This is a genomic window from Embleya sp. AB8 (assembly GCF_049739465.1).
GTDB lineage: Bacteria > Actinomycetota > Actinomycetes > Streptomycetales > Streptomycetaceae > Embleya.
Genome location: NZ_JBMHHY010000017.1, coordinates 186,411 through 211,155, shown reverse-complemented (window position 1 = coordinate 211,155; position 24,745 = coordinate 186,411). Strand labels below are relative to the sequence as shown.

General features: G+C 72.1%; 20 protein-coding genes. 7 read left to right on the top strand and 13 right to left on the bottom strand.

Features of this window, described 5'->3' with window-relative positions; translation table 11 throughout:
- Positions 1-25: 25 nt before the first annotated feature.
- Both ABIA38_RS25960 and ABIA38_RS25955 read right to left on the bottom strand, forming a co-directional pair.
- Positions 26-4,534, bottom strand: coding sequence for a HEAT repeat domain-containing protein (locus ABIA38_RS25960; RefSeq protein ID WP_424641227.1), 4,509 nt, complete (start codon positions 4,532-4,534; stop codon positions 26-28).
- Positions 4,535-4,674: 140 nt separating this feature from the next.
- Entirely contained in the window at positions 4,675-5,916 is a 1,242-nt protein-coding gene (locus tag ABIA38_RS25955; RefSeq protein WP_424641226.1) for a chitinase, read from the bottom strand.
- A 676-nt stretch (positions 5,917-6,592) separates the two neighbouring features.
- Here ABIA38_RS25955 and ABIA38_RS25950 point away from each other — a divergent pair.
- Both ABIA38_RS25950 and ABIA38_RS25945 read left to right on the top strand, forming a co-directional pair.
- Positions 6,593-7,336: a GntR family transcriptional regulator gene (locus tag ABIA38_RS25950; protein WP_424641264.1), complete on the top strand. Its 744-nt coding sequence runs from the start codon at positions 6,593-6,595 to the stop codon at positions 7,334-7,336.
- Positions 7,337-7,444: 108 nt separating this feature from the next.
- Positions 7,445-8,611, top strand: a complete 1,167-nt coding sequence (locus ABIA38_RS25945; RefSeq protein WP_424641225.1) for an ROK family transcriptional regulator — start codon at positions 7,445-7,447, stop codon at positions 8,609-8,611.
- Between the two features lie 302 nt (positions 8,612-8,913).
- Here ABIA38_RS25945 and ABIA38_RS25940 read toward each other — a convergent pair whose 3' ends face one another.
- On the bottom strand, positions 8,914-9,576 hold the full coding sequence (locus tag ABIA38_RS25940) for an NAD(P)-dependent oxidoreductase (protein ID WP_424641224.1): 663 nt from the start codon (positions 9,574-9,576) through the stop codon (positions 8,914-8,916).
- Positions 9,577-9,677: 101 nt separating this feature from the next.
- On the opposite strand from ABIA38_RS25940, the gene ABIA38_RS25935 reads away from it, so the two are divergent.
- Positions 9,678-10,067 carry a winged helix-turn-helix transcriptional regulator gene (locus ABIA38_RS25935; protein WP_424641223.1) on the top strand — a complete coding sequence of 130 codons (390 nt, stop codon included), beginning with the start codon at positions 9,678-9,680 and terminating at the stop codon, positions 10,065-10,067.
- Positions 10,068-10,111: 44 nt separating this feature from the next.
- On the opposite strand, the gene ABIA38_RS25930 is transcribed toward ABIA38_RS25935, so the two are convergent.
- The 6 genes from ABIA38_RS25930 to ABIA38_RS25905 form a co-directional block, all read right to left on the bottom strand.
- The gene (locus ABIA38_RS25930) at positions 10,112-11,161 is read right to left on the bottom strand and encodes an SIS domain-containing protein (RefSeq protein WP_424641222.1); all 1,050 of its coding nucleotides are present in this window, start codon (positions 11,159-11,161) and stop codon (positions 10,112-10,114) included.
- A 180-nt stretch (positions 11,162-11,341) separates the two neighbouring features.
- Entirely contained in the window at positions 11,342-12,436 is a 1,095-nt protein-coding gene (locus ABIA38_RS25925; RefSeq protein ID WP_424641221.1) for a hypothetical protein, read from the bottom strand.
- A 660-nt stretch (positions 12,437-13,096) separates the two neighbouring features.
- Positions 13,097-14,335: an ABC transporter permease gene (locus tag ABIA38_RS25920; RefSeq protein WP_424641220.1), complete on the bottom strand. Its 1,239-nt coding sequence runs from the start codon at positions 14,333-14,335 to the stop codon at positions 13,097-13,099.
- Positions 14,332-15,123, bottom strand: a complete 792-nt coding sequence (locus tag ABIA38_RS25915) for an ABC transporter ATP-binding protein (protein ID WP_424641219.1) — start codon at positions 15,121-15,123, stop codon at positions 14,332-14,334. Before ABIA38_RS25915 ends, ABIA38_RS25920 begins: the two co-directional genes overlap by 4 nt.
- Complete coding sequence (locus ABIA38_RS25910; RefSeq protein ID WP_424641218.1) at positions 15,120-16,532, bottom strand: peptidoglycan-binding protein; 1,413 nt, start codon at positions 16,530-16,532, stop codon at positions 15,120-15,122. The genes ABIA38_RS25915 and ABIA38_RS25910 overlap by 4 nt, the downstream gene beginning before the upstream one ends.
- Positions 16,533-16,572: 40 nt before the next feature.
- Complete coding sequence (locus tag ABIA38_RS25905; RefSeq protein WP_424641217.1) at positions 16,573-17,145, bottom strand: hypothetical protein; 573 nt, start codon at positions 17,143-17,145, stop codon at positions 16,573-16,575.
- 193 nt (positions 17,146-17,338) lie between these two features.
- Here ABIA38_RS25905 and ABIA38_RS25900 point away from each other — a divergent pair, with 193 nt between their 5' ends.
- Together ABIA38_RS25900 and ABIA38_RS25895 are read left to right on the top strand one after the other, a co-directional pair.
- On the top strand, positions 17,339-17,992 hold the full coding sequence (locus ABIA38_RS25900; RefSeq protein WP_424641216.1) for a response regulator transcription factor: 654 nt from the start codon (positions 17,339-17,341) through the stop codon (positions 17,990-17,992).
- Positions 17,989-19,248 carry a sensor histidine kinase gene (locus ABIA38_RS25895; protein ID WP_424641215.1) on the top strand — a complete coding sequence of 420 codons (1,260 nt, stop codon included), beginning with the start codon at positions 17,989-17,991 and terminating at the stop codon, positions 19,246-19,248. The genes ABIA38_RS25900 and ABIA38_RS25895 overlap by 4 nt, the downstream gene beginning before the upstream one ends.
- 31 nt (positions 19,249-19,279) lie before the next feature.
- Here the strand turns inward: ABIA38_RS25895 and ABIA38_RS25890 are convergent, their stop codons facing one another.
- Complete coding sequence (locus tag ABIA38_RS25890) at positions 19,280-19,837, bottom strand: DUF4291 domain-containing protein (protein ID WP_424641263.1); 558 nt, start codon at positions 19,835-19,837, stop codon at positions 19,280-19,282.
- Positions 19,838-20,093: 256 nt separating this feature from the next.
- Between ABIA38_RS25890 and ABIA38_RS25885 the strand changes: the two genes are divergently transcribed.
- Positions 20,094-20,222 carry a hypothetical protein gene (locus ABIA38_RS25885; protein WP_424641214.1) on the top strand — a complete coding sequence of 43 codons (129 nt, stop codon included), beginning with the start codon at positions 20,094-20,096 and terminating at the stop codon, positions 20,220-20,222.
- A gap of 100 nt (positions 20,223-20,322) precedes the next feature.
- Here the strand turns inward: ABIA38_RS25885 and aceE are convergent, their stop codons facing one another.
- The gene (gene aceE, locus ABIA38_RS25880) at positions 20,323-23,001 is read right to left on the bottom strand and encodes a pyruvate dehydrogenase (acetyl-transferring), homodimeric type (protein WP_424641213.1); all 2,679 of its coding nucleotides are present in this window, start codon (positions 22,999-23,001) and stop codon (positions 20,323-20,325) included.
- Between the two features lie 144 nt (positions 23,002-23,145).
- On the opposite strand from aceE, the gene ABIA38_RS25875 reads away from it, so the two are divergent.
- Positions 23,146-23,802, top strand: a complete 657-nt coding sequence (locus tag ABIA38_RS25875) for a GntR family transcriptional regulator (RefSeq protein ID WP_424641212.1) — start codon at positions 23,146-23,148, stop codon at positions 23,800-23,802.
- 39 nt (positions 23,803-23,841) lie between these two features.
- Here ABIA38_RS25875 and ABIA38_RS25870 read toward each other — a convergent pair whose 3' ends face one another.
- Entirely contained in the window at positions 23,842-24,228 is a 387-nt protein-coding gene (locus ABIA38_RS25870) for a hypothetical protein (protein ID WP_424641211.1), read from the bottom strand.
- 159 nt (positions 24,229-24,387) lie between these two features.
- Positions 24,388-24,594 carry a DUF2191 domain-containing protein gene (locus ABIA38_RS25865; RefSeq protein ID WP_424641210.1) on the bottom strand — a complete coding sequence of 69 codons (207 nt, stop codon included), beginning with the start codon at positions 24,592-24,594 and terminating at the stop codon, positions 24,388-24,390.
- Positions 24,595-24,745: the final 151 nt, after the last annotated feature.

Below are 24,745 nucleotides of genomic sequence, written 5' to 3'. Positions count from 1 at the left end.
TCCGGTCGACCCGACCCCGCTCCCGTCAGCTCGGCGCCGCCGTGATCCGGTCGCTCAGTTCGGTGTAGCGCGCCCGGCGGTCCGGGCGGGCCTGCGCGGCGGCGCGGCGCAGTGCGGGCAGGGCGGGCGGGCCGATCCGGGTCAGTCCGACGCCGGCGGCCTCGCGCAGCACCGGGTCGGCGCTGCCCAGCAGGGTGATCAGGGACGGTACGGCCGGCTGCCAACCCGCGTGCGACACGGTACGGATCGCCGCGCGCACGATGTCCCGACGCGGATCGTCGAGCAACTTCTCGGTGTGCCGCAGGTATTCGGGACGATCGAGGATGCGCCGCGAGATGCGATGCGCGTGCAGCCGCAGCCTCGGCAGCGGATGGTCGAGCAACTCCAGGACCAGGTCGCGTACTTCCGGATCGCCGCCGTGCTCGTCGGCCAGTCGGGACAGGGCGCGCCGGGCCGGCTCGGGGCCGTCGGTCCGCACGATGTGGATCAGTTCGGCCCGGGAGGGGTGCTCGACGCCGACCGGTACGACCCGGCGGCGCAGCACGGCCAGGGCGGTGCCGTTCCGAACGGGCGCGTCCGGGCGGCGCAGGAGGGGGTCGACCAGGCTCAGTCGATCGGCGAGTGCCGCACGTCCCTCGGCCCGCAACCGGCGTACCGCCTCGGTCAGTTCCGGCGTGCGCCGCACCCGCCCCGGGATCATCAGGTCGAGGCAGCCCCAGGCGCCCGCCTCGATTCGGCTGCGCAGCACCTCGGCGATCGTGTCGCCGTCGAGCCGCCGGATCGCCTCGGCTGCCGCAACCCGGGTCGCGGGTGCGCCGTGCTCCCACCAGGCGACGAGTTGCGGGGCCAACTTCTCCAGGAGTTCCGTGGGCAGTCGCTCGCACATCCGGGCGGCGCGTTCGCGACCGGCCTCGTCGTAGCCGGCGAAGTCGGCGACCTCCAGCGCGCCGGCGGCCAGGTGGACATCCGGCGCCACGTCGACCGTGCCGCGCAGATGGGCGTCCAGGAGCACCCGCTGGACCTCCGGCTCGGCCCACCCGCGCAGCACCCGGGCAGCAGCAGCGCGCCGGCTCGGTTCGGCGGCGGTGAGCATCGCCAACAGGCGGGTACGTTGCGCGGTCGAACGCGGCTGATCCAGGTCGTCCGGGCGCGGCATGCGGACGCCGGCCGGAGCGGTGCGCGCGGCCTGCTCGGCCAGGACCCACGGCGGCGCGTCGATCGGCTGAAGCTCCGTCAACCAGTCGAGCAGTCCGGCCCGATGCACCACTGCGGCGCTCGGAAAGGCGTCGATCAGCGCGGCCACCCGGGCCCGCGAGTCGAGGTCGGCCGGATCGCCGGCCTCGGCGCGGAAGGCGGCGAGCGGCCGGGCCGAGGACCGCACGGCGTCGCCGAGCCGAGCCCGCCAAGCCGCATCGGCGGCGGCGGCCGGCTCCGGGTCCGGGTCCGACCCGGCGACCGGGCCGAACGCCACCCGCAGTACCGCTACTTCGGCCTCCCACGGGTTCGGCCCCAGCCGCGCACCGGCCAGCGCACGATCCACATCGGCACGAGTGAGTACGGCCCGACAACCGCGCAACACGGCCAGCGGCAACGGACCCGCGAAGGAGGGCAGCGCCCGAACCCGGGTCGCGAGCACGAACGCGGCGGGCTCACCCAGCGCGCCCGCGACGGCTTCGAGCACGTTGCCCACCTCCTCCACGGCGCCGAGTTCGGCCGCGAGCACGTCGTACGCGGCGGCGAAGGCGGTACGTTCGGCCGCCGACCAGGGCGCGGGACAGGCGCGCAGCACGAGCCGCAGCAGCGCCGCCCGGTCGGCGGGCCGATCTCGGGCGACCGCCAACAGTTGCGGCAACGCCCGCCGCAGCCCGGTTGGTTGGTGCGCACTCGGCGCCGCCGCCTGCCGGGCCAGCCGCAGCAGCGCCACCGGTTCGGCATCGAGCCCACCCGGCCGAAGCACCGTCATCAGCTCGGCCCGCACGTCGGCATCCTCGCCATCCACCGGGTCCGGCACCGCGAGCCCATCCACCGCGAGCCCATCCGCCGCGAGTTCGGCCGCCAAGTCCGCCGGCTCCCCGAAGGCCGGCCGGAGTTCGCCCCGCGCCATCCCCGTCAACAACGGCTCGGCGACCGGCGAGCCGCGCCGGGCGAGCAGCCGCACGGCCCGTACCGACAACTCCCCGTCCAACGCCGCCACCAGCAGCCGACGTTCACGCGCCGCATCCGTACGCTCCGCCGCCGCCAGCACGTGGGCCGCATATGTCTTGCCCAGGATCGCCCGCAACGCGGTGGTCGACGACGCGCGCAGGCCCGGGTTGTCGTGCCGGGCGAGCCACCCGAGCAACACCGGGACCTGGGCCGGCGTACCGGCCCGGCTCAGCGCGTCGGCCGCCGTCTTCTTGATGTTCATCACGGGGTGCTCCAGGCACGCCGCGATCGCCTCCGCCGCCCACTCGGCCCGGGCGTGGCCGAGCGCGCGCACGGCCTGCCGTACCGTCTGCGGATCCGCGGCCGCGGTCAGCGGGATCAGCGTCGCGGACAACACGCGCGCATCGTCCCGGTCGGCGTCCCGAACGAGCAGCGCGATGGCCCGCTTGCGAACCTGCGGGTCGGGATGCCGGACCAGGCGGTGGATCCGGTCCCGGACCCGCGTGCCGGGCAGCCGGCCGAGCAGTTCGAGCAGCACGGCCAGTTCGGCGCCGGTGACGCCCGTCCGGTCCAGCAGATCGAGGGTGACATCGGTGAGCAGCGCGGTGCGGGCCGCCGGCGCATCGGCCGCGTCCAGCAGGCATACCGGCCGCAACACCCGCCGCCCATACAGCCGCTCGCCGAGCGCACCGAGCGCCTCGACCACCTCGTTCGGCACCACCGGTTCGGCGACCTCCGCGTCCCGCCGCTCGACCAGATCGCTCACCACCCGCAGCAGCAGGTCGGCGAGCGCGGGGATCGTGCGCGCGTCGCCGATGCCCGCGAGTCGGCACAGCGCGTCCACCGGTCGGTCCACGTCCAGATCGGCGGTGAGCAGCCCGAGTTCGTCCGGATCGGGCATCCCGAGGTCGGCCCGGATCCGCTCGGGGATCCGGGCCCGATCCAGTCGGGCCCGCAACTCCCGGCGCTGGTCCGGGTCTTCGGTGAGGTGCCACAACACCGCCAGCGCGTCGTCGGCCACCCCGCGCAGGTGCGGTACGACCACGCCGGCCGGGTCGCTCACGCCCAACCCCGCGCGCAGCGCCGCGACCGTACCCGGCCCACCGATCTCGGCCAGCACGGACAACGCGGCCCGAGGCGCCCGGGGCAACACGGCCAGGACGGCGTCCTCGGCGCCCACGTACCGCAGCCGACGCAGCTCGGCCAGCACCGGTTCGGGCCGATCCGTACTCGCCGGCCGCGCGGTGAGCAACTCGCCGACCGGCAGATCCGGCGCCCCCTGTGCGGCCGACGCGGACAACAGCTCGACACACCTGGGCCAGTGCGGATCCTCGTCCGGCACGGCCGCGAGCACCCGCAACACCTCGTGTCGCACGGTGAACAGCACGACCGCGACATCGGCCGCGGCCACCCGGTAGTCGGCGAGCGCCAGGTCGAGCACGGCCGGCACGTCCGCCGGACGAACGAAGTGCCCGCGTCGATGCATCGCGCCCAGGCACGCGACGAGCGGCCGGGCGAACAGCAGCGGATCGGTGCCCGCGATCGCCAACAACCCGGCCGCTTCGCCGCGTCGAGCGAACTCGCCGATCAACCGCAGCGCCCGCTGCCGCTGCCGCCCCGGCAGTTCCCCGGCCGAGGCCACCTCGCGCAACAGCCCGCCCGCGCCGAACCGGGCCGCCACCTCGACCGCTTCCGGATACCGCGACACCAACCGGCGCAGCGCCGGCTCGAGCCCAACCGGGGATTCCACCGCGGCCCACGGTTTGCCCAGCTCGGCCAACGCGCCGGCGACCACCTCGCCACCGCCGACCGGATCCAACAGCTCGACCAGCCGGTCCCGCGCCGCCCCCGGCCCGAGCAGCGCGCCATACAGCGCCTCCCGAACCACCCGCAGGGCCTCCGCGCGCAGTACCGGATCGGGCCGCGCAAGCAAGCCGCGCAACAACCCGTCGACATCGTCCACCGCCGCGGCCTCGATCCCACCGACCGCCCGGTACAACTCCTCGCCCGACGGCTCGGCGCGCAACGTCGCCTCGGGCCGCGCAACGAGCTCCGCCCGCAACCACCCGATCCGCACCCGCGCCGGCCACCCCGCGTCCCGCCACTGCGGCACCGGGACCCGCAGCCGCGCATGGGTATCGGCCAGCACCAACGCCGTCTCGGCACACCCGGCCACCACCTCCGGCAGCAGGGCCGCCACCGACCCATCCACCCCGGCCCGCTCCCGAAGCAACAGCACCCCGAGATGCCGCACCGCGGGTTCGGCATGCCCGACCAACCGGCGCAGTACCGCGTCCGAAGGCAGCATCCCCGCGAAGTACGCCGAGAGCCAGTCGACATCACCCCGCCGCACGGCAGCCGACACGACACTCTGCCCCGAAGTACTCATCACCCGATCCTAGGGAGAGCACCGACCCGCGACGAGCGAGTATCGCTTGCTCGCCCGACCGGGCCGCCGAAGCGGTAGCGGCCGGGCCGGAGCCGCCATCGGCGACTCCGGCCCGGCGACGCACCCGCATCGATCACCGATCAGCAGGGCCCGAGGTCCTGCCACACCCCCCACTGCCCGGTCGTGCCCGGCTCCTCACCCTGCGTCCACCACTTCGCCTTCCACGAATGTGCCTTGTACGACACGGTGGTGCCGTTGGTGTAGACCGCGGCGCGATCCCACGGCGTACCGGCGCACGTGCTCGGCGGAACGCTCGTCGGCGGCGTCGAGGTCGGCGGGGTGGACGTGGGCGGCGTGGCGCCGGCGAAGCGGACGGAGAACTTGGTGAAGTCCCAGGCGCCCTGCGCCACGCTGCTGCACACGCCCGAGGTGCGGCCGCCGTTGTCCGGCGGGGTGCACTGCCGGTCGCGGTTGACCGACCAGTTCGTGAAGCGCGCCATGTGGTGGCTGGTCGCGTAGTCGTACACGGTCTGGAAGTCGGCCTGGTAGAAGTACTCGCCGGAGTCGCTGCGCCCGTTCATCTGCGAAATGCCCTCGTGGGCATAGGCGGTGGCGGAGTCCCAGCCGAACGTGCTCTGCAGGATCGAGTTGAAGTTGGTCAGTGCGGAGGTCTGCGCCGCCGCGCCGTTGAAGCCGCCGTCGAACGGCATGATGGAGAAGTTGTCCGGCGTGAAGCCCTGCCCCTTGGCCTCGTTGAGCATCTGCTTGCCGAACCAGCCGGTGCCGTCGGCGGTGCCGGCGGTGGTCACCGAGATGTAGATGCCCTGGTTGTTCTGCTGGAGGATCTTCGCCGCGCCGATCTCGTTGTGGATGGCCGCGCTGTTCTCGTACTCCGGCTCCTCCAGGTCGAAGTCCAGTGCCTTCAGCGCGTATTTGTCGATCACCTGCTGGTACGCGGCGGCGGTCGCCTCGGGCGTGCCGCAGGTCTGGCCGAGCTTGGTGCCGCCGTAGCCGCCGACAGAGGCCGAGACGTCACCACCCTTGGCCCGGATCGCGGCGATCACGCCGGCCACCGCGGTGTCCGTCGAGACCGGCTTCGTACCGTCCCAAGTCGGCGAACAACCACCGCCGTTGGGGGCCAGGACGAACGCGAGCTGGAACGCCTTGAGGCCGGTGGCGTCCATCACCGCGCCCGCGTCCGGCGGGTCGTTGTCCAGCGGCATCAGGTAGGGGGCGGCGGCGTACCAGTTGCTGCCGATGCCGGTCGCCGCCGGGGACTTGGCGGGACCGGCGGCGGTCGCACCACCGATGAACGCGAACATCGAAAGCAGGCCGGCCGACGCGGCGGCAGCAGCCAGTATGGGGACGTATCGACGTGCCACGGGGGACTCCTGTGGGGGGACTTGGTATAGACCAATGGCCAAAGGGTGGCCCTCCGCTTCCGGAGCGTCAATACATTGGACTGGACCAATTTCCACCCCGTTTCGACCCGCGAGGCCCCCGTGACACCTCCGGGGCACGGCACCCCCTCCCCCACCTCGCGTTCGTCCGGCAACCCCCGATGTTCGCCCGCACGTTCCCCACGCGGGGAAACCATTTCGTCGGCGCGTCCCCACGCTGCGAAAGGCTCGGAGCGCGGCCGGCCGGCTCGGCCGATCGACGCCGAGCACGCGCCGCACGGGCGCCGCGCGGGCACCGCACGGGCACCGCGCACCGGATTCCCCGGAGGGCCCACGACACCCGCGCCCGGCCGGGACGGTGCGGCGTTCGCGCAGGTCGGCGGCCGATCGAGCAGGCGGTCGCGACCGGTCGACGACAGCGCGACCACCGATTGACCACCGATCGTGCACCGATCGAGCACCGATCGAGCACAAATCGACTCAGGAGGTGTCGCGTCGCGTGTGGCGATGTGAGACAGGTCACCGGGAAGTTCATCCGGCCTGGTCTGGACCTTTCGTGGTCCGACGGGGTTATATTCAACCGTCTTTACTAAACCGAACATGCAATAAGTCCGCGCCACGCAGGCGTCGGAGAGCCGAGGGGGCGTCCGTGAGCAGCATGGCGACATTGCCGGACGAAGCGGTCTTCGGCGAACCCAAGTACTGGCAACTACGCACGTCCCTGCTCAAGGCGATCGACGAGGACTTCAGCTCCGGCGACATCCTGCCCAACGAGCGCGACCTCGCGGCCCGCTTCGGCGTCGCCCGCGCCACCCTGCGGCACGCCCTCGAGCAGCTCGAACTCGAGGGCCGCCTGGTCCGCAAGCGCGGCGCCGGCACCACCGTCGCGGGCCCGCGCGTGGACGTGTCGCTCGGCGCGGACGGCGAGGGCTGGCCGGGCGTGGACCTGCGCGACCGGGAAGTGATCGACTGCGCCACCGTCCCGGTCACCGACGAGTTCGCGGACACCCTCAAGGGCCGCCCCTCGGCCCTGGTGCACCGACTGCGCCGCCGCCAGTTCTCCATGCGCCAGGTGGTCGGCCTGGAATGCCTGTACGTCTCCCGCGCCGTGATCCCCTCGTTGTCCACGCGCGTGCCGAGCTTCGAGCGCGCCTCGCTGATGTTGCGGCAACTGCGCGGCCACCGCCTCGAGGGCCGGCATCGCGCGGTCGAGCTGGCGGTGGCCGAGGCCGAGGAGGCGCGCTACCTGGAGCGACCGCCGGGCACCGCCGTGCTGGTCGTGACCACGACGTACACCGCGCTCGGCCGAACCGCGGCGGTCACCGTGGCCACCTATCGGGCCGACACCTGCCGGCTGGCCTTCGCCGAGGCGGGGCCGACCGCGTTGCGGCCCGCGTCCTGATCCGACGCGAAATCCGGCTACCATCCGCGCCTGAACGACGGCGCATATCACGGGCTCGGCGGCCCGGACGGACGTACCGCGCGACGGCGCGGCGAGAGGACAAGAGCTGTGGCACAGGCGACCGGCGGAGACTCCTCCGTGGTCCGGCGGATCAACTCCGCGGCGACCCTGCGGGCGCTGCGCGGCGGTGAGGTATTGACCGTGACCGCCCTGATGGAGGCCACCGGACTGTCCCGGCCGACCGTCGAGGGTGTGGTCGACGGGCTGCTCGCCGAGGGCCTGGTCGTGGAGACCACCTCCGCCGCCGAGGGCGAGGACGGCAGCCGGCCGCGCGGTCGCCCGGCCCGCCGCTTCCGCTTCCACGCCGAGGCCGGTCACCTGCTCGGGATCGACATCGGCGTACACCACATCCGGGTCGTCCTGGCCGACCTCGGCGGCACCATCATCGGCCGGTCCACCCGCGCCGTCGAAGAGGATTGCCAGGCCGAGGACCGGCTGGAGCGAGTCCGCGCCGTCGTCAGCGAGACGCTGCGCAGGGCCCAGATCTCACGTGGTTCGTTGTGGGGGGTGGGCGTCGGGACACCCGGCATCGTGGACACCCGGGGTGTGGTCACCCTGTCCACGGCGATGCCGAGTTGGACCGGACTCGACCTCGCCGGGCGGCTCGGCCGCTCGTTCAGCTGTCCGGTCCAGGTCGAGAACGACGCCAACCTGGCCGCGATCGGCGAACGCTGGAAGGGCGTCGCGGCCGGCTCCGACGACATCGTCTACGTGATGGCCGGCCTCAGCCCCGGCGTCGGCTCGTTCATCAACGGCCGGCTGCACCGCGGCTTCGGCGGCGCCGCGGGCGAGATCGGCGCGCTGCACCTGCTGGGCCGGCAGGCCACCCCGGAGAACCTGCTCTCCACCACCGGCACCCCACTGCCGCCGCTGGACGAGGCGGCCGTCGGCGAGGTGTTCCGGCACGCGGCCGAGGGCGACCCGACCGCGACCGAGGCGGTCGACCGCTTCGTCCGGCGACTGATCCACGACGTCACCGCACTGGTCCTGGCCCTGGACCCGGAGATCGTGGTGATCGGCGGCTGGGCCGCCGGCCTCGCCGACGCCGTCCCGCCGCTGACCGCCGAACTGCAACGGCTGTGCCTGCGCATGCCAAGGGTCGAACTCTCCGCCCTCGGCGCCGACGGCGTAGCCCTGGGCGCCGTCCGAGTAGCCCTCGACCGAACCGAACACCGCCTCTTCGCCGTCGAACACACCGGCTCCGCAAGAGCCTAGGCCGCGCCCACCCCACTCCGGAGGACGCGGCCCCACCAACCGGCGGCTCGTGCCGCTCGTCTCGTCGGAGCACGTGAAGTGGTCGGCCACCCACGGCCCGACGCGATCCGAGACCCACTCGCAAGGCCGAGCCGAGCCGCAACACCGATGCCGGCGCAGGCCGCGCACCGAACGGTCCACACTCGCCGCCGCCGGCGCCGCCCTCGGCAGCCCGAACACCGCCGCTTCGCCGTCCCGCACACCGGCTCGGCGAGAGCCCGGGCCCTGCCCACCCGCCGCCCCAGGGACGCGCCCCACCACCCTCAGCGGCCGTCCTCGATCCCGACGTGCACTCCACGTCGCGTCGGGGTGTCGATCTCGTCGAGCAGCGCGATCGCGAAGTCCGGGTAGGACACCCGACTTTCCGCCTCGGCGGGCGCGGCCCGATAGACGCCGGTCCGACTGCCTTCGTGATCGAAGTCGCCCGCCGGACTCAACACGACCCACTCCGGCGCAGCGCCCACACCTGCACCCGCACCCGTGTTCGCGTCCCGCAACGCCGCGTTCCCCGCCGCGTGCGCCAGAAAGAACGCCCGGTACTCCTGCGGATAGCCCGGCGTGTCCATCAACAACCGCCCCGAAGCCGTCGGCAACACCGAGGCCAGCCCCACCCACACCAGCCGCCCCACCCCCGCCCGGGACAACCCCGCAACCAGCGCCCGCACGGTCCCCGCGAAGAAGTCGGCGAGCGGCGCGGCCGGGTCGAACACGGCCGCGATCGCCGCGTCATGCCCCGCCGCGAGCCGCGCCACCGCGTCCGCGTCGGTCACATCGCCCGCGACCACGACCACGCGCGGCCCGGCCAGGTCCGCGTACTTCGCCGGCTCACGCACCACCGCGGTGACCCGGTGTCCGCGCCGCAGCGCCTCCGCGATCGCGGCCCGCCCGGTCCGACCACCCGCGCCGAAAACAACGATTCCGCCCATCGATTCACCCCGAACATCCGGGCCGATCCCTTGTGTCGACCACCGCCGCGCACGCTACCCGGGGCGGTGGTTACCTCCCGGATACCGACTACGGTGGGCCCATGAGCGAGGCACCGACGCCACCCCTGCCCGCGGATATGTTCGACCCGATCTGCCCGTCGAACCTGTCCCCGATCCGGTTCGGCGACAAGTGGGCGGGGATGATCATCCGTTGCCTGGAGGGCGGTCCGCGGCGCTTCTCCGAGTTGCGCGTACCGATGCGCGGCGTCACCGCCAAGGTACTCACCCAGTCGCTGCGCACCCTCGAACGCGACGGCCTGATCAGCCGCACCGCGCACGACGCCCCGGTCCGCCGGGTGACCTACGCCCTCACCCCGCTGGGCCGCAGCCTGCTGGTCCCGATGGACGCCGCGTGCGCGTGGGCCGAGGCCAACTGGGACGAACTCCTCGACGCCCGCGAGGCGTCCCCGGCCCTCGACCACACCGCCTGACCAGACGGTCACCCGTCGCCCGCCGCCCGCCGCCGGAAAAGCGCCTACCGCGTCTCCGTCACCTTCGCCAGCGCCCGAGGCGCGTCCGGGTCGCAGCCGCGCCCCAACGCGACCTCGCGCGCGAGCAGTTGCAGCGGCAGGATCTCCAGGATCGGCGACACCTCCTCGGCCACCCCGGCCGGCAACACGAAGCCGCGCCCGTACTCGGCGACCGGCTCGGCCGCGCCGACCACGTACAGATCCGCGCCCCGCTCGCGCAGCCGATCGAGTACCGGCCGCAGCGCCCGACCACCCGCGCCGTCCGGTGCCACCGCGAGCACCGGCCAGCCCCGGTCGACGATCGCCAGCGGCCCGTGCATCAAGTCCGCGCCGGAGAACGCCTGCGCGCCGATATAGCTGGTCTCCATGATCTTCAGCGCCGCCTCGCACGCGGTCGGATAGCCGTACCCACGCGCGGTGACCACGAGCCGATCGGCGAACCGGTAGCGCTCCGCCGGCGCCTCGATCTCGGCCTGCCGATCCAGGATCGCGCGCGCCGCGGCCGGCAGCGTCCGGGCCGCCTCGCCGGTGCCGCCGCGGATGTGGTCCACGAGCAGGAACAGGGTGAGCAGCTCGGCGGTGTACGTCTTGGTCGCGGGCAGCGCCAGTTCCGGACCGGCGAGTACGTCCAGGTGCAGGTCCGACTCGCGGGCCAGGACCGAGTCGGCGTTGTTGGTCACCGCGAGGGTGAACGCGCCGTCCGCGCGGGCCTGTCGGGCGGAGGCGATCAGGTCCGGCGACCCACCGGACTGGCTCACCGTCACCACCAGGCAGTCGGCCAGCCGCTGCCGGGCGCGATAGGCGGTGGTGGTGGACATCGAGGTGAGCCCGGCGGGCAGCCCGAGCAGCACCTCGGTCAGATAGCGCGCGTACAGGCCGGCGTTGTCCGACGTACCGCGCCCGGTGAACAGCACGAACTTCGGGTCGCGCGCCCGGATCCGCTCGGCGGCCGCGCGGATCGGCCCGAGCCCCTCGGCCAGGATCCGGGCCAACCCGTCGGGCTGGGCCGCGATCTCCCGGGTCATCACCGAGCCGGGCACGGGGGAAGCGAGCATGGGGAGATACCTCCGAGCTGCGACGGACCGCGGCCCCGGGCGGATGGCCCGACCTGCCGCACCCCGCCCCGGAACGACCTCCGGCGCGGTGCCCCGAAGGTATCCACCGCGCCGAACCCCGGGCAATTTTGGTCTAGACCACTACCGCCGGCCGCAGCAACCACATCGCCGCCCACCCAATCAAGCGCTCTCGCGCGCCCGCCCCACCACAACCCCAACCTCGGACCCGACCGTGCCGCCCCGCTCGCCCTTACTCAAATCCACCGGCCCCGCCACCGACCGCACCACCGGCCGCCGCCGCGACCCACGCACCCACCGGCCAGGCACCGCGCCCAGCGCCCGCACCCGGGCCATCGGTACGGCAACCAGCGCCCCCACCCGCGCCCGCGGCCCGTCGGTCCAGGCCAGCCACTTCGGCCGCGACCGCCCGGCGAGCAGCCCGAGCACGATCGCCGCACCCACCGCGATCAGGTGCTCACGGCCGGCCAGGTTGGGCAGGATGATCGACTCCAGGACCATCGACCCGCCGGTGATGGTGAAGAGTATGGGCGCGCGGTGCACGATCGACAGGTACGTGAACAGGCCCACCACCGCCGCCGACGGACCCGTGTCCAGCACGTGTGCCGCCTTCTCCGGCAGGCCGATCGCATGCTCGGGGCCGATCGCGATCATGATCCGGGCGCCCATCGTGCCCGCGAGCGTCGTCACGTAGGCGACCATCAGCGTCCGCCCGACGCCGAGCGAGAGCTGGGCGATGGCGAACGCCAGGAACAGCTGGGTGATGCCCGCCCAGACCGGCAGGTTGAGCGCGGGCACGAACAGCGAGATGGGCGTCCGCAGCAGGGCCAACCACAACGGCAGATCGGCGCTGACCCCACCGACCAGACGGACCACCGTCTTGCCCGCCGGGGTCTGCCCGATCGCATGGAAGAAGATCACCGCGGAACTCGCCACCACGGCCAGGGCTAGTCCCTTGCCGCGGCTGCGCCACAGCTGGCGCACCGGATCGGCGACGATGCCACGCCACTCGCCGCACAGCGTCCGCCACAGGAAGCGCAACAGTTGCCAGGGCGCGGACCACAGCAGGCCACGCAGACCGCGCGGGCCGCGCCGCCCGGTACCCGAACCGTCGCCGCCCCGCGTCGCCGAGTCGGCCCCGTCCTTCGGCTCGGCGCCGTCGGGCAGCCGTGACTCGATCAGGGTGCCCGCCGGGGCGGATCCGCCGCCGGTGACGTCGTCGCCGTCGTCCCGGCGATCGTCGAGAACGCGCAACACTGCTGATCAACCCCCAACGACTCGCCGAGTCCGACAGCCACGGACCCGGGCCGGTGGCGTTGTGGCGCCCCACCACGCCCTGCCCTCAGCTGCGCCATCGTAAAACGAGGACTCGACACACCGGTCGGTGGGTTGCCGCTGGGCGGACGCTCCGCGGTTGCGACAGGTTCCGGCCGACCGGGCGTTGCGGGGGTGGTGAACCGCTTTCCGTCTCAAAGATTACCGACTGCCGGCGCCGGTCATCGTCAACCCAATCGATGACTTGGCCGGACCGACCTCATCATCTGGTCGTACGCGACACCTTCGCGCGCGCCCTGACCTGCAAGGATGCCGAACCCGCCGGGTCGGCGCGGCGGCTCGGGGAAATCCCCGCACGGCGGTTGGCGGGGCGAACCACCCACCGCGAAGCCCCGAATGGGGTCTCGACACAGCGAAATCGCCCGATCGCGGATGGTGAGATCCACGATCGAGCGACTTCGGTACGCATATCCGCGTGCATATCCGCCGGCCTCCCCGGCGCCCGCGCGACGCGGCGCCGCGCGGGCAACGCACCCCCGAACCGCAGGCCCGGCCCGCCGCCCGAATCTTGCCCAGCCGGCTCCCAGACTTTGCCCAGCCGACGGCCGGCCCGTCCGGCGCCGACCCGGCTCGGCGGCGCCCTCAGCCCGCGCTGAGCGCCTCCGTCGGTGGCAGCCGCGCCGCCCGACCCGCCGGATACAGACCGGCGAGCGCGCCGATCGCCACCGAGGCCGCGACGCCGCCCAGGATGGCCGGCCACGGCAGCACCAGCGGCCACCCCTGCGCATGGGCGTACCCGGTGGTCACGATCAGCCCGAGCAACACCCCCGCCACCCCGCCGAGCCCGGACAGGGTGACCGCCTCGGTCAGGAACTGGAGCCGGATCTGGCCCCGCCCCGCGCCCAGAGCCCGCCGCAGGCCGATCTCCCGGCGCCGTTCGAGTACGGAGATCACCATCGTGTTGGCCACCCCCACCCCGCCGACCAGCAGCGCGACCGCGCCCAGGCCGACGAACAGGCCGGTGAAGGTGTTCTTCGCGGCCAACTGCGCCTCCAGCGCGTCGGACGGGCGGCTGACCTTGACCCCGGCGGGGTTGGCCGGGTTGACCGTGGCCGCGAGCACGTTGCGTACATCGCCGACCGCGTCCTCGCCCGAACGCTCGTAGATCCGGGTCGGATGGCCGTCGAAGCCCAGCAGCTCCTTGGCGGCGGGCCAGCCGACCAGCGCCGAGCGGTCCACCTCGGGGGCCAGCGGGACGGGGTCCAGGATGCCCAGCACGGTGAACCACCGGTCGCCGATCCACACCTGCCGATTCGGCCCGTCCACCCCGAGCAGCTCCGCCGCCCGCGCGCCGAGCACGACCGTGGGGTAGCGGGCGGTGGCCGCGTTGAACCACTGTCCCTTCCCGACCTTGCCGCCGATCGTGCCGAGCAGGTCCTCCCGGGTGGCCGCGACGGTGATGCCCTTGGTCTCGCGCGCGTCGATCCGGTCGGACCGACGTACGCTCCGACCCTCCAACTGGGCGGTGGCACTGGCCGAGGTCACCGGCCCGATCCGACGCACCATGTCCACCGCCTCCTCGGGCAGTTGCACCTGGCCGCCGAAGATCGAGTCGCCGGGACCGACCGAGAGCATGTTCGTGCCCAGGCTCCGGATCTGCTCCATCAGCCGGGCCTGGCTGGCCGTACCGATGCCGAGCACCGCCACCATCGCGGCGATCCCGATCGCGATGCCCAGGCCGGACAGGATCGCGCGCATCGGCCGACCCCGCACCCCGAGCAGCCCGACCCGCACCACGTCGACCGGCCCGAGCCGGGCGGTACCGGGCAGCGGCACGGGCGTCGGCCGGGCGCCGACGGTGTCCTGACCTACCGCCGTCATCCGGACACCCCCGCCGACATCGCCGCCGACATCGTGGTCCCGGCGCTCGGCCCGCCGCTGTCCGCGTGGATCCGACCGTCCAGGATCTCCACCCGGCGCGGCAACGACCGGGCGATCCCCGGGTCGTGGGTGATCACCACGATCGTGGCCCCGTCCGCGTGCAGTTCGTGCAGCAGGCCGAGCACCGTCGCACCGGCGCGCGAGTCGAGCGCGCCGGTCGGCTCGTCCGCCAGCACCAACGCGGGTCGCGCGACCAGCGCGCGGGCGATCGCGACCCGCTGTCGCTCGCCGCCGGACAGCTCGCGCGGGAGATGGTCGAGCCGAGCGCCCAGGCCGACCCGAACCAGCGCGTCGGCCGCGCGTTCACGCCGCTCACGGACCGGAATGCCGTGGTAGTAGAGGCCGTTGGCCACGTTGTCCACGGCGGTGAAGTGCTCGGTGAGGAAGAACTGTTGGAACACGAAGCCGATCCAGTTCGCCCGGACGCCGGAGAGTTGCCGATCCCGCAACCGCGCGACGTCGTGCCCGAGCAACCGCACCACCCCCTCCGTCGGCCGGTCCAGCGTGCCCATCAGTTGCAACATGGTCGACTTGCCGGACCCGGACGGCCCCACCACGGCGAGGAGTTCGCCCGCCTCGACGGTGAGGTTCGCGTCGATCAAGGCGCGCACCCCGCCGGGGTAGGACCGGCCGACGCCGTCGAGTTCGAGCACGGGTACCGGGCCGGCCGCACCGGGCGGCGACTCGGTCGTCCCGCGCGACGTGCCGCGCAGCCATTTCCTGGTCATGCCTTGGGCACCCCGACCTTCAGGCCCTCGGCCATCCCGTCGCCGGTCACCTCGACCCGGCCGTTGGCGAACATCCCGAGTTCGACCTTCGACAGCCGCGTACCGCCGTCCGGTTCCACCACCTCGACGCCGTAGCCGCCCTCGGCGAGCGCGAGCAACGCGTTGACCGGGACGGTGAGCACACCCTTGCGCTCCTTGCCGGTGAACCCGACGGTGACCGGCGCACCGTCCAGGGTGCCGGCGTCCTTCGGCTGATCGAGCGCGATGTCGACCGGGATGGTGGCCTTGTCCCCGCCCGGCGAGCCGCCCGGAGTCTGCTCGCCCTCCTTGGCCACCGTGCCGACCTGGGTGATCGTGCCGCCGGCGGTCCGGCCGCCGGGGAGGGTGACCTGGACCTTGGCGCCCTTCGTGGCCAACGTCTGCTTGTTGACCGGCAGATTGACGGTGACCCGCCGACCGGTCCCACTCGCCTTCAGCAACGGCCCCTGCGAACTCGCGCCGAGCGTCGCGGAGACCTCGCCGACCCGAACCGCGTCGGGCAATACGACGGCGTCGCCCGGATCGAACCGGCCGGTCTGCTTGTGGCCCATGTCCTTCTGCCACTTCTTCAACGCGGCGGCGGTCGCCTCGGTGAACTTCTCGTCCACCGTGAACCCGCCATACCCCAGAGCCTGCAGATTCTGCTCCAACTCACGGACGTCCGCGCCCTTGTCCACGCCGACGGACAACGCCCGCCAGAACGGCGTCTCGCCGTAGAACAGCGGCACCTTCGTACCGTCCCGGCCATAGACCCGATCACCGCGCGCCAGGGTGTCCCCGACACCCGGCAGCCAGGTGATGGTGCCGGGACCGGAGCCGGTGCCGGCGTCCGGGGGCGGGTTCGCGCCGCCCTGCCCGCCACCTCCACCTCCGGTTGAGCCTGAGCCTTTGCCCTGGCCTTGGTTCTGGCCCTGGTTCTGGCCCTGGCCGGAGCCCTGGGGTGTGCCCGCTCCCGACCCCGTGCCCGGACCCGGGCTCTGGGACGGCGGCGGGGCCTCGCTCCCCGGCGGCTTGTCCGGACCGGCCGCCGCCGCGTTCACCGAATACGCGCCCGCGTACCCGAGCCGGCCGTCCACGTTCTGCCGGTCGACCAGGTCCGCCCGGGTCACCGGCACCGCGTCCAGCTTCGTGCGGTTCGCGGACGTACCGGAATCACCGCCGCCGTCGGAGAGCAGTACGCCCGCCGCACCGCCCGCCGAGGCCAGCACCAGCGCCGCCGCGAGCGCCCGTCGACGCCGACGCCGCCTACGCTCGCGCGGATACGCCGAACGATCCGCTCCGCCCGCCGCCGGCGGCTCCTCGTACTGCTGCTCCTGCTGCTTCTGCTGCTTCTGCTGCCCCTGGTGCGCTGAAGTCTCGATCGAACCCACAAAACCGTCCCGTCCCTATTTCGCCCTGTGGCCCCCTGCTTCACTTCTTCTTCGCGGGCGGCGGAACCTGCTTGTCGCACGTCTCGATGGCCTTCATGACCTTTTCGTCGCTCGCGTCCACCGTCATCGCGGCGGTCCCGCTGTCGCCGATGTCCACCCCGTGGTCCCGCAGGCAGGCCGTGCGTTTGGCCTGCCACTCCTTGAACTTGGGGTCGTTCGGGTCGAATTCGCTCTTCGGCTGGTACTTCTCGCAAGCCTTCATCGCGTTCTCGGTCTTGGAACTGTCGCCGTCCGCCGGCATCGCCCGCATTCGCACCGCGCCGCCCGCGGCGGGCTCGGGATCGGGCATGTCGATCCCGTTCTCGCGCATACACCCCGCAAACTTGACCATCTGCTCGTACCGCGCCGCGTCCTCGTCCTTGCCGGCGCCCCCGGCCCCGGCCCCCGCTTGCGGCTCGCCGGACTTCTTGCCGGCGCCGCCGCCGGAGGCCACCTTGCTCTTCGTCGACCCACCGCCGTCGCTGCCGCACCCGGCCGTGCTCAGCGCGAGCCCGCTCACCAGGACCACCCCGACCGCCCCGCGCAGCGCGGCCCGCCCGAACCTCGTCGTCACTGCCACTCCCACCTGTAGTCCCTGTCCTGTCGGCTTCCGACAGCAGGTCTACGCGGCGGCCGGTTTCCCGCCCGTCTCCCGTTTTGGTTATCCGGAGCTAACACGGACTCCCGTATAAACAGTGAGGTTGGTCCCCCCATCACTCCCAACCCCAACCCCTAACCCCCAACCCCTGAAGCGGAGCGACGAAACCGTGCGAGTCCTGGTCACCGAGGACGAGGAACTGCTGGCCGACCTGGTCGCCCGCGGCCTGCGTCGCGCGGCGATCGCCGTGGACGTGGCATACGACGGCGACAGCGCACTGGAACGGCTCTCCGTCAACGACTACGACGTGCTCGTCCTGGACCGCGACCTGCCCGGCACGCACGGCGACGACGTCTGCCGGGCCGTGGTGGCAGGCCGGCTGCGCACCAGGATCCTGATGCTGACCGCGGCCGGTACGGTCCCGGAACGGGTCGCGGGTCTGCGGTTGGGCGCGGACGACTACCTGCCCAAGCCCTTCGAGTTCGCCGAACTGCTCGCCCGCGTACAGGCGTTGGGCCGGCGAGCCACGCCCGCCGTGCCACCGGTGCTGGAAAGACACGGCATCGTGCTGGACAACGCACGGCGCCAGGTCACCCGGGACGGCGAGTACATCCGGCTCGCCCACAAGGAGTTCGCCATCCTCGCCACCCTGATGGCGGCCGACGGCGCGGTGGTCAGCGCGGAGGAACTCCTCGAACGTGTCTGGGACGAGAACATCGACCCGTTCTCCAACACGGTACGGGTGACCATGTCCAAACTACGCGCCAAACTGGGCGATCCCCAGGTCATCCACACCGTCCCCGGCTCGGGATACACGATATGAGCAGCCTGGCGGGCGACCTGCGCCTGCTCCGCCGTGCCCTGTTCCGCCGCCCGTCCGCGCGGGCCCGACTGGCGCTCCTCTACGGCGGCATGTCCCTTGTCGTCGGCACGGTGCTGCTCGCGATCGTGTACTGGTTCGTCAACGAGCGGCTGTCCCAACGGCTCCCGGTCGCACTGGCCAGGACCCTGGCGGTGGACACCACCACCACCGCCGAGAGCTACCACCCGGTCAGCATCGGCCTGGCCCAACCGGCACAGCTCATGCCCGGAGCACCGGCCCAAGCCACCTTCCCGACCGAGGCGATCCGTCGAGCCAGTTCGGCCGGCCAGGACGTGACGATGAACCAGATCCTCACCGTGCTGGGGGCGGCCCTACTCCTCCTGGCGGCGACCTCGATCCTGGTCGGCTGGTGGATGTCGGGCCGGGTGCTGCGCCCGGTGCACCGCATCACCGCAACCGCCCGCCGGTTGTCCGAACACAACCTGCACGAACGCATCGGCATGCCGGGCCCGGACGACGAACTCAAAGAACTCGCCGACACGTTCGACGGCATGCTCGACCGCCTGGAGAAATCCTTCGACAGCCGGCGGTTGTTCGTCGCCAACGCCTCACACGAACTACGCACCCCACTCACGATTCAACGCACCGCGATCCAAGTCGGCCTGGCCGACCCGCACTCCCCCACCGAAATCGTCGAAACCCGAGAACAGCTCCTGGCCCTCAACCGCCGCACCGAACGCCTCATCGACGGCCTGCTGAGCCTGGCGAAAAGCGAACGCGGCAACATCCGGCCGGCCCCGGTGGCCCTCCACGACCTGACCACCGAAGTCCTGGCCCAAACCCGGCAGGCGGCCACCCAAGCGGGCGTCCGAATCACCACGAACATCGCCGACTGCACGGTATCCGGAGACCCGCTACTCCTACGTCAGCTCCTCACCAACCTGATCGAAAACGCCATCCGGCACAACCACCCGGGCGGCTTCGTCACGGTAGGCATCTCGCCGGGCTCCCTCCGAATCCGCAACACCGGCCCGATGATCCCGGCCAAACGTATCCCCGACCTCTTCGAACCCTTCCACCGCTTCCACCCCAACCGCACGGCCTCCGCGACGGGTTCAGGCCTGGGCCTGTCCATAGTGCAAGCAATAATCAAGGCCCACGCCGCCCAAATAACCACAAAACCGAACCCCCACGGCGGCCTGTCGATCGCCATCTCCCTACCGACCACAGCCCCACTCACCAAAACAATCACCTGACCGGACCACCGAGCCCCACCCGGTCGGCAGATCACCCGTCCGCGCCGACCCGCCGCGCAATCGCCGCCGGCAACGGATACACCTTCTCCGCCGGCAACAACCGCTGGGCCTGGGCGACCCGTCCGTCCTTCACCAATCCCGCCACCCGCCGCACCAACGGCGTCAAATCCGAGATCCCAACAACCCACTCCTCATTGAACGTCCGGATCAATCCGCGCCCGATCCCGACCTGAATGTTGTAGTGGTTCAGCGCCGCCCCACGCAACGACCGCTCCGGATCCCACTGCACATGCACATCGGCCCCCGCCACGGACCCCTCGGTCGACACGGCCCGCCCCAGCGCCTCCTCAAAGCCACTCCGGCTGATCCGCACGGCCAACACCCGCTCCTGGCCCGCCTTTCGCCCCCAGTCACTACGGTGCATCAACCACCGAAACGACGGTTTGACCCACGTCATCCGCCCGAACGAAAACGGCGCCACGAACCGCCCCTCCCGCAAGGCGGGTTCGGCAATGGCCGGCGAATACGCCTGATAGACCACCAAGGACGCGGCATCGAAGTCGGCCCGAATCTGACGCAACATCACCATGCCGCAAAACGTTGCCGGCCCCCGTGCCACCCGACCACGCATTTTCCGCACGACACCACGATGTGTCATCTCTCACTACAACCTGTTGGCCGCGCCAAGCGTCATCCCGACCGGCAAATCGGGTACATCGGTAAATCACGGAAGCCGAGGACCACACTCCGAATCCCCGGGAACACAGCGCGCCACATTCACCAACTCCACGGTTCCTCATATCCGTTGCGGGTGTCCCACTCGACTGGTTGCCTACGCCAGTCCGGTGATCCCGGCGACACGCGACTTCGACGGCGACGGCAAGGCGGACCTCTGGGCCCGCGCCGCGAACGGCAACGTCTACACATTCGCCGGCGGCAAGACCCCCGACGCCAACGGGATCGCCGGCAGCTGAGCAACGATCGGGGCCGCCGCCATCGAACTCGACGGCGGCGGCCCCGATCCTGATCCCGATCCCGTCCCGTCCCCTCCCCCAGACCCCGACCTACTCGACCTCACCCCACCGAACGCCCATACCGCGCCATCGCCTCCCCCGGCGCCTCCGGCTTGACCTTGCCCTGCCCGGCCAGCATCGTCAGCGTTCGGATCACGATCGACACCGCGTCCACGCCGAAGTGGGAGCGGGCCGCGATGCGGGTGTCGGAGACGCCGAAGCCGTCGGTGCCGAGCGAGGTCCAGTCCTGGCGGACCCACGGGGCGATCTGGTCCGGGACCGTGCGCATCCAGTCGCTGACCGCCACCACCGGGCCGGTCGCGTCGGCCAACGCCCGGGTGATGTAAGGGACTTGCTCCTCCCCGGCGGCCAGTGCCTCGCGCCGCAGTTCGGTCCACGAGGTCACCGACCACACCTGGGCGGTCACGTCCCAGTCCTCGGCGAGCAGCCGCTGTGCCTCCAGGGCCCACCGCACCGCCGTGCCGCTGGCGAGCAGTTCGGCGTCCGCGTCGGCGGCGGGCGCGCAGCAGTGGATGCCGCGCAGGATGCCCTCGGTCGCGTCCAGGCTCGGGATCGCCGGCTGCGGGAGCGGCTCGTTGTAGACCGTCAGGTAATAGAACACGTCCTCGCCGGTGGGGTGTTCCGGCGTGGCCGTAAGCATCCGCCGCAACCCCTCGCGCACGATCACCGCGATCTCGTACGCGAACGCCGGGTCGTACGACACCGCCGCCGGATTCGTCGAGGCGATCAACTGCGAGTGGCCGTCCGCGTGTTGCAGCCCCTCCCCGGTCATCGTGGTCCGACCCGCGGTGGCTCCGATCAGGAAGCCACGACCCATCTGGTCGGCCAGCGCCCACAGTTGGTCGGCCACCCGTTGCCAGCCGAACATCGAGTAGAAGACGTAGAACGGGATCATCGGCTCGCCGTGCGTGGCATACGCGGTGGCCGCCGCCGTGAAGGAGGCGACCGCGCCCGCCTCGGTGATGCCCTCGTTGAGGATCTGCCCGTCGACCGCCTCCCGGTAGGACAGCAGCAGATCGCGGTCCACCGCGTCGTAGGTCTGCCCGCGCGGCGAGTAGATGCCCGCGGTCGGGAACATCGACTCCATCCCGAAGGTGCGCGCCTCGTCCGGCACGATCGGCACCCAGCGCCGACCGACCACCTGATCGCGCATCAGGTCCTTGGCCAGCCGGACGAACGCCATCGTGGTGGCGATCTCCTGCTTGCCCGATCCCTTGAGCAATGCGGCGAACGGCGCCTCGGTCAGCGCCGGCGGCGTCGGCAGCGGGGTGAACGTGGTGCGCCGCGCCGGTACCGGACCGCCCAGTGCACGGCGGCGTTCGGCCAGGTAGCGGGCCTCGCGCGAGTCCGGGCCCGGGTGCAGGTAGGGCGGCAGCTCGTCGGCCAACTCGGCGTCGGACACCGGCAGATCGAGCCGATCGCGCATCACCCGGAACTCGTCCTGGCGCAACTTCTTCATCTGGTGGTTGGCGTTGCGCGCCTCGAAGCCGGGCCCGAGCGTCCAGCCCTTGACCGTCTGTACCAGCACCACACTGGGCCCGCCCCGGTGCTCGACCGCCGCGCGGTAGGCCGCGTGTACCTTGCGCGGTTCGTGGCCCGCGCGCGAGAACCCGACCAGCTCGCCGAGCCGCGCGTCGTCCAAGTGGGCGGCCATGTCGCGCAGATCGGGCGGGCCGGCGAAGAGGTTGTCCCGGATGTACGCGCCGTCGGCGGCCGAGTAGGTCTGGAACTGGCCGTCGGGCGTGGCCTCGAGCCGGCGGATCAGCTCGCCGTCGTGGTCGCGGGCGAACAGGTCGTCCCAGTCCCGCCCCCACAGCGCCTTGACCACATGCCAGCCGGCGCCGGCGAATACGCTCTCCAACTCCTGGACCACGCGCCCGTTTCCGCGTACCGGGCCGTCCAGGCGCTGGAGGTTGCAGTTGATCACGAAGGTCAGATTGTCCAGCCCCTCGCGCGCGGCGAGGGTGAGTGCGGCGGTGGCCTCCGGCTCGTCCATCTCGCCGTCGCCGAGGAAGGCCCAGACCCGGCTGCGCGCGGTGTCCTTGATTCCCCGGTTGTGCAGGTAGCGGTTGAACCGCGCCTGGTAGACCGCGGCCAGCGGGCCCAGGCCCATCGACACCGTCGGGAACTCCCAGAAGCCGGCCAGGGAACGCGGATGCGGATAGGACGGCAGTCCGCCGCCGCCCACCTCGCGGCGGAACCGGTCGAGCTGATCGGCCGTCAGGCGCCCCTCCAGGAAGGCCCGCGCGTACACCCCGGGCGAGGCGTGCCCCTGGAAGTAGATCTGATCGCCGGGCCCACCGTCGGCCCGGCCGCGGAAGAAGTGCTCGAACCCGACCTCGTACAACCAGGCCGCCGACGCGTAGGTGGCCATGTGCCCGCCCAGGCCGAAGCGGCCGGCCCGGGTCACCATCGCGGCGGCGTTCCACCGGTTGTACGCGGTGATCCGCTCCTCCAGGCCGAGGTCGCCGGGGTAGTCCGGCTCGGCCGAGGTGGGCACGGTGTTGACGTAGGGGGTGCGCGTCACCGGCGGCAGGTCGAGGCCATGGCGCGCGCCGTGTTCGAGGAGGCGGGCCAGCAGCAGCCGGGCTCGACCGGGGCCTGCGGCGCGTACGACGGCGTCGAGCGACTCGGCCCATTCCGCGGTTTCCTCGGGATCCCGGTCGGGGAGCTGGTCGAGCTGCCCGGTCGGGGTACGGCTCGACGTGTGGTGTGACATCCGGGCCGCCCTCCTTCGTATCGGTGAAGGCTTCTGGGTGCGGACTTCCGGCCGAAGCCCGGCGAAGCCCGCGACGAAGCGTATTCATTCTGCGCAATGATCGATCATTGCGCAAAAGTCGGGTCGGCGATCTAGACTGGCGCGATGACCGAGCCGCAGCCGCCTCGCCCGACTCTCGAACGTCGCCCGCTGCGCGAGCAGATCCGCCGATACGTCACGGAGGCCGTGGTCGCCGGCCGCTGGGGCCCGGGCGAGCGCATCGTCGAGCGCCGCGTCGCGGTCGAACTGGGGGTCAGCCAGGCACCCGTGCGCGAGGCGCTGCGCGAGCTGGAACAGCTGGGCCTGGTCGAGTCGGAGCCCAACAAGGGGGTCCGGGTGCGCTCGTTCAGCGAGGCCGACCTACGCGAGATCTACCCGGTCCGGGCCGGCCTGGAGGAGACCGCCGCCCGCCTGGCCCTGCCCCGGATCGACGACGAGCGGCTCGCCGCGCTGGACCGACACGTCGCGGCGCTGCACGCGGCCTCGGCGGCGGGCGACGCGACCGCGCAGGTCCGGCACGGGGTGGCCTTCCATCGCGAGATCGTCGCCGCGGCGGGCAACGCACTGCTGCGCTCGGTGTGGGAGTCGTTGGGTATCGAGGTGTGGACCACGCTGTCGATCCGCGTCTACCGGATGGACCTGCACGAGAACGCCGCCGACCACGAGCCGATCGTCGCCGCCTTCCGCCGCCGCGACCCGGCCACCGCCGACCTCCTGCGCGAACACGTCCTCGGCTACGGCGGCTGCCCGGTGTCGCCGTGAGCACGGGCCACGCTCGACGCTCCGCCGGCCCACCCGGCGCTAGCGCAGAATGCCCCGCTCCGACCGCATGTGCGGGGCCACCACCGTGCGTGGGCGGTTGAACAGGATCACCGTCGCCTGGATCACCGCGACCGCCATCGCCACCAGAATCGCGATTGACGACAGATAGCCCCAGAAGGCCCCCGAGGTCTTCCCGTCCGCCGCGAACCACGGCGACACCGCGATCACGATCGACAGACACCACATCTGGATCGCCACCAGCGCCATCGCCCGGACCAGGCCACGCCGCGCCGGATCACCCAGCGGCAGGGCGCGAAACGCGAACACTATGTCGTCGGCCACCCGCGCGCTGCGCCAGATGTCGGTCGTGCGGTTGGTCAGGCCGATCGAGGACATGAACGCGATATAGGTCATCCACAACCGCATGCGTACGCACCCCTTCCCCCGTCGGCCCCGACCCATGGCTCCCTGTCACACGTGTCACCGACATTCTGACGCAGGGCTGTCGACCGTCACACAGCGGCTCGGACCCCGGCGCCCGGCGACGCGCCCGGCGATGGGTCGCGACGGTCGCGGACCGGTCGGTTATTCGGTGACCGGGTTGCGCCGCTCCCGCTCCTCGACCGTACGCCGGTGCTCCTCCACATTGCCGGTCAATGCCTCGGTACGGTGCCCGCGCGCGATGTAGTCGAGCACGATCGCCTCGATCGCGTCCTGCGCGTTGCGCACGCCGGACAGGACCATGACCTCGATCACGGCGTTCGCGTCCAGGCTGATGTTGACCTTGGCCATCGACGGCTCCCTCGACTAGACCCTCGACCAGACCCGCCCCACACCATCGCACGATCCCGCGTCCGCCGGCTCGAGCACGCGCCAACCGCCCGCCAACCGCCCGTCGGCACCCCCACCGACCGCGCCGCGCATCGGTAACGAACCGACCGCG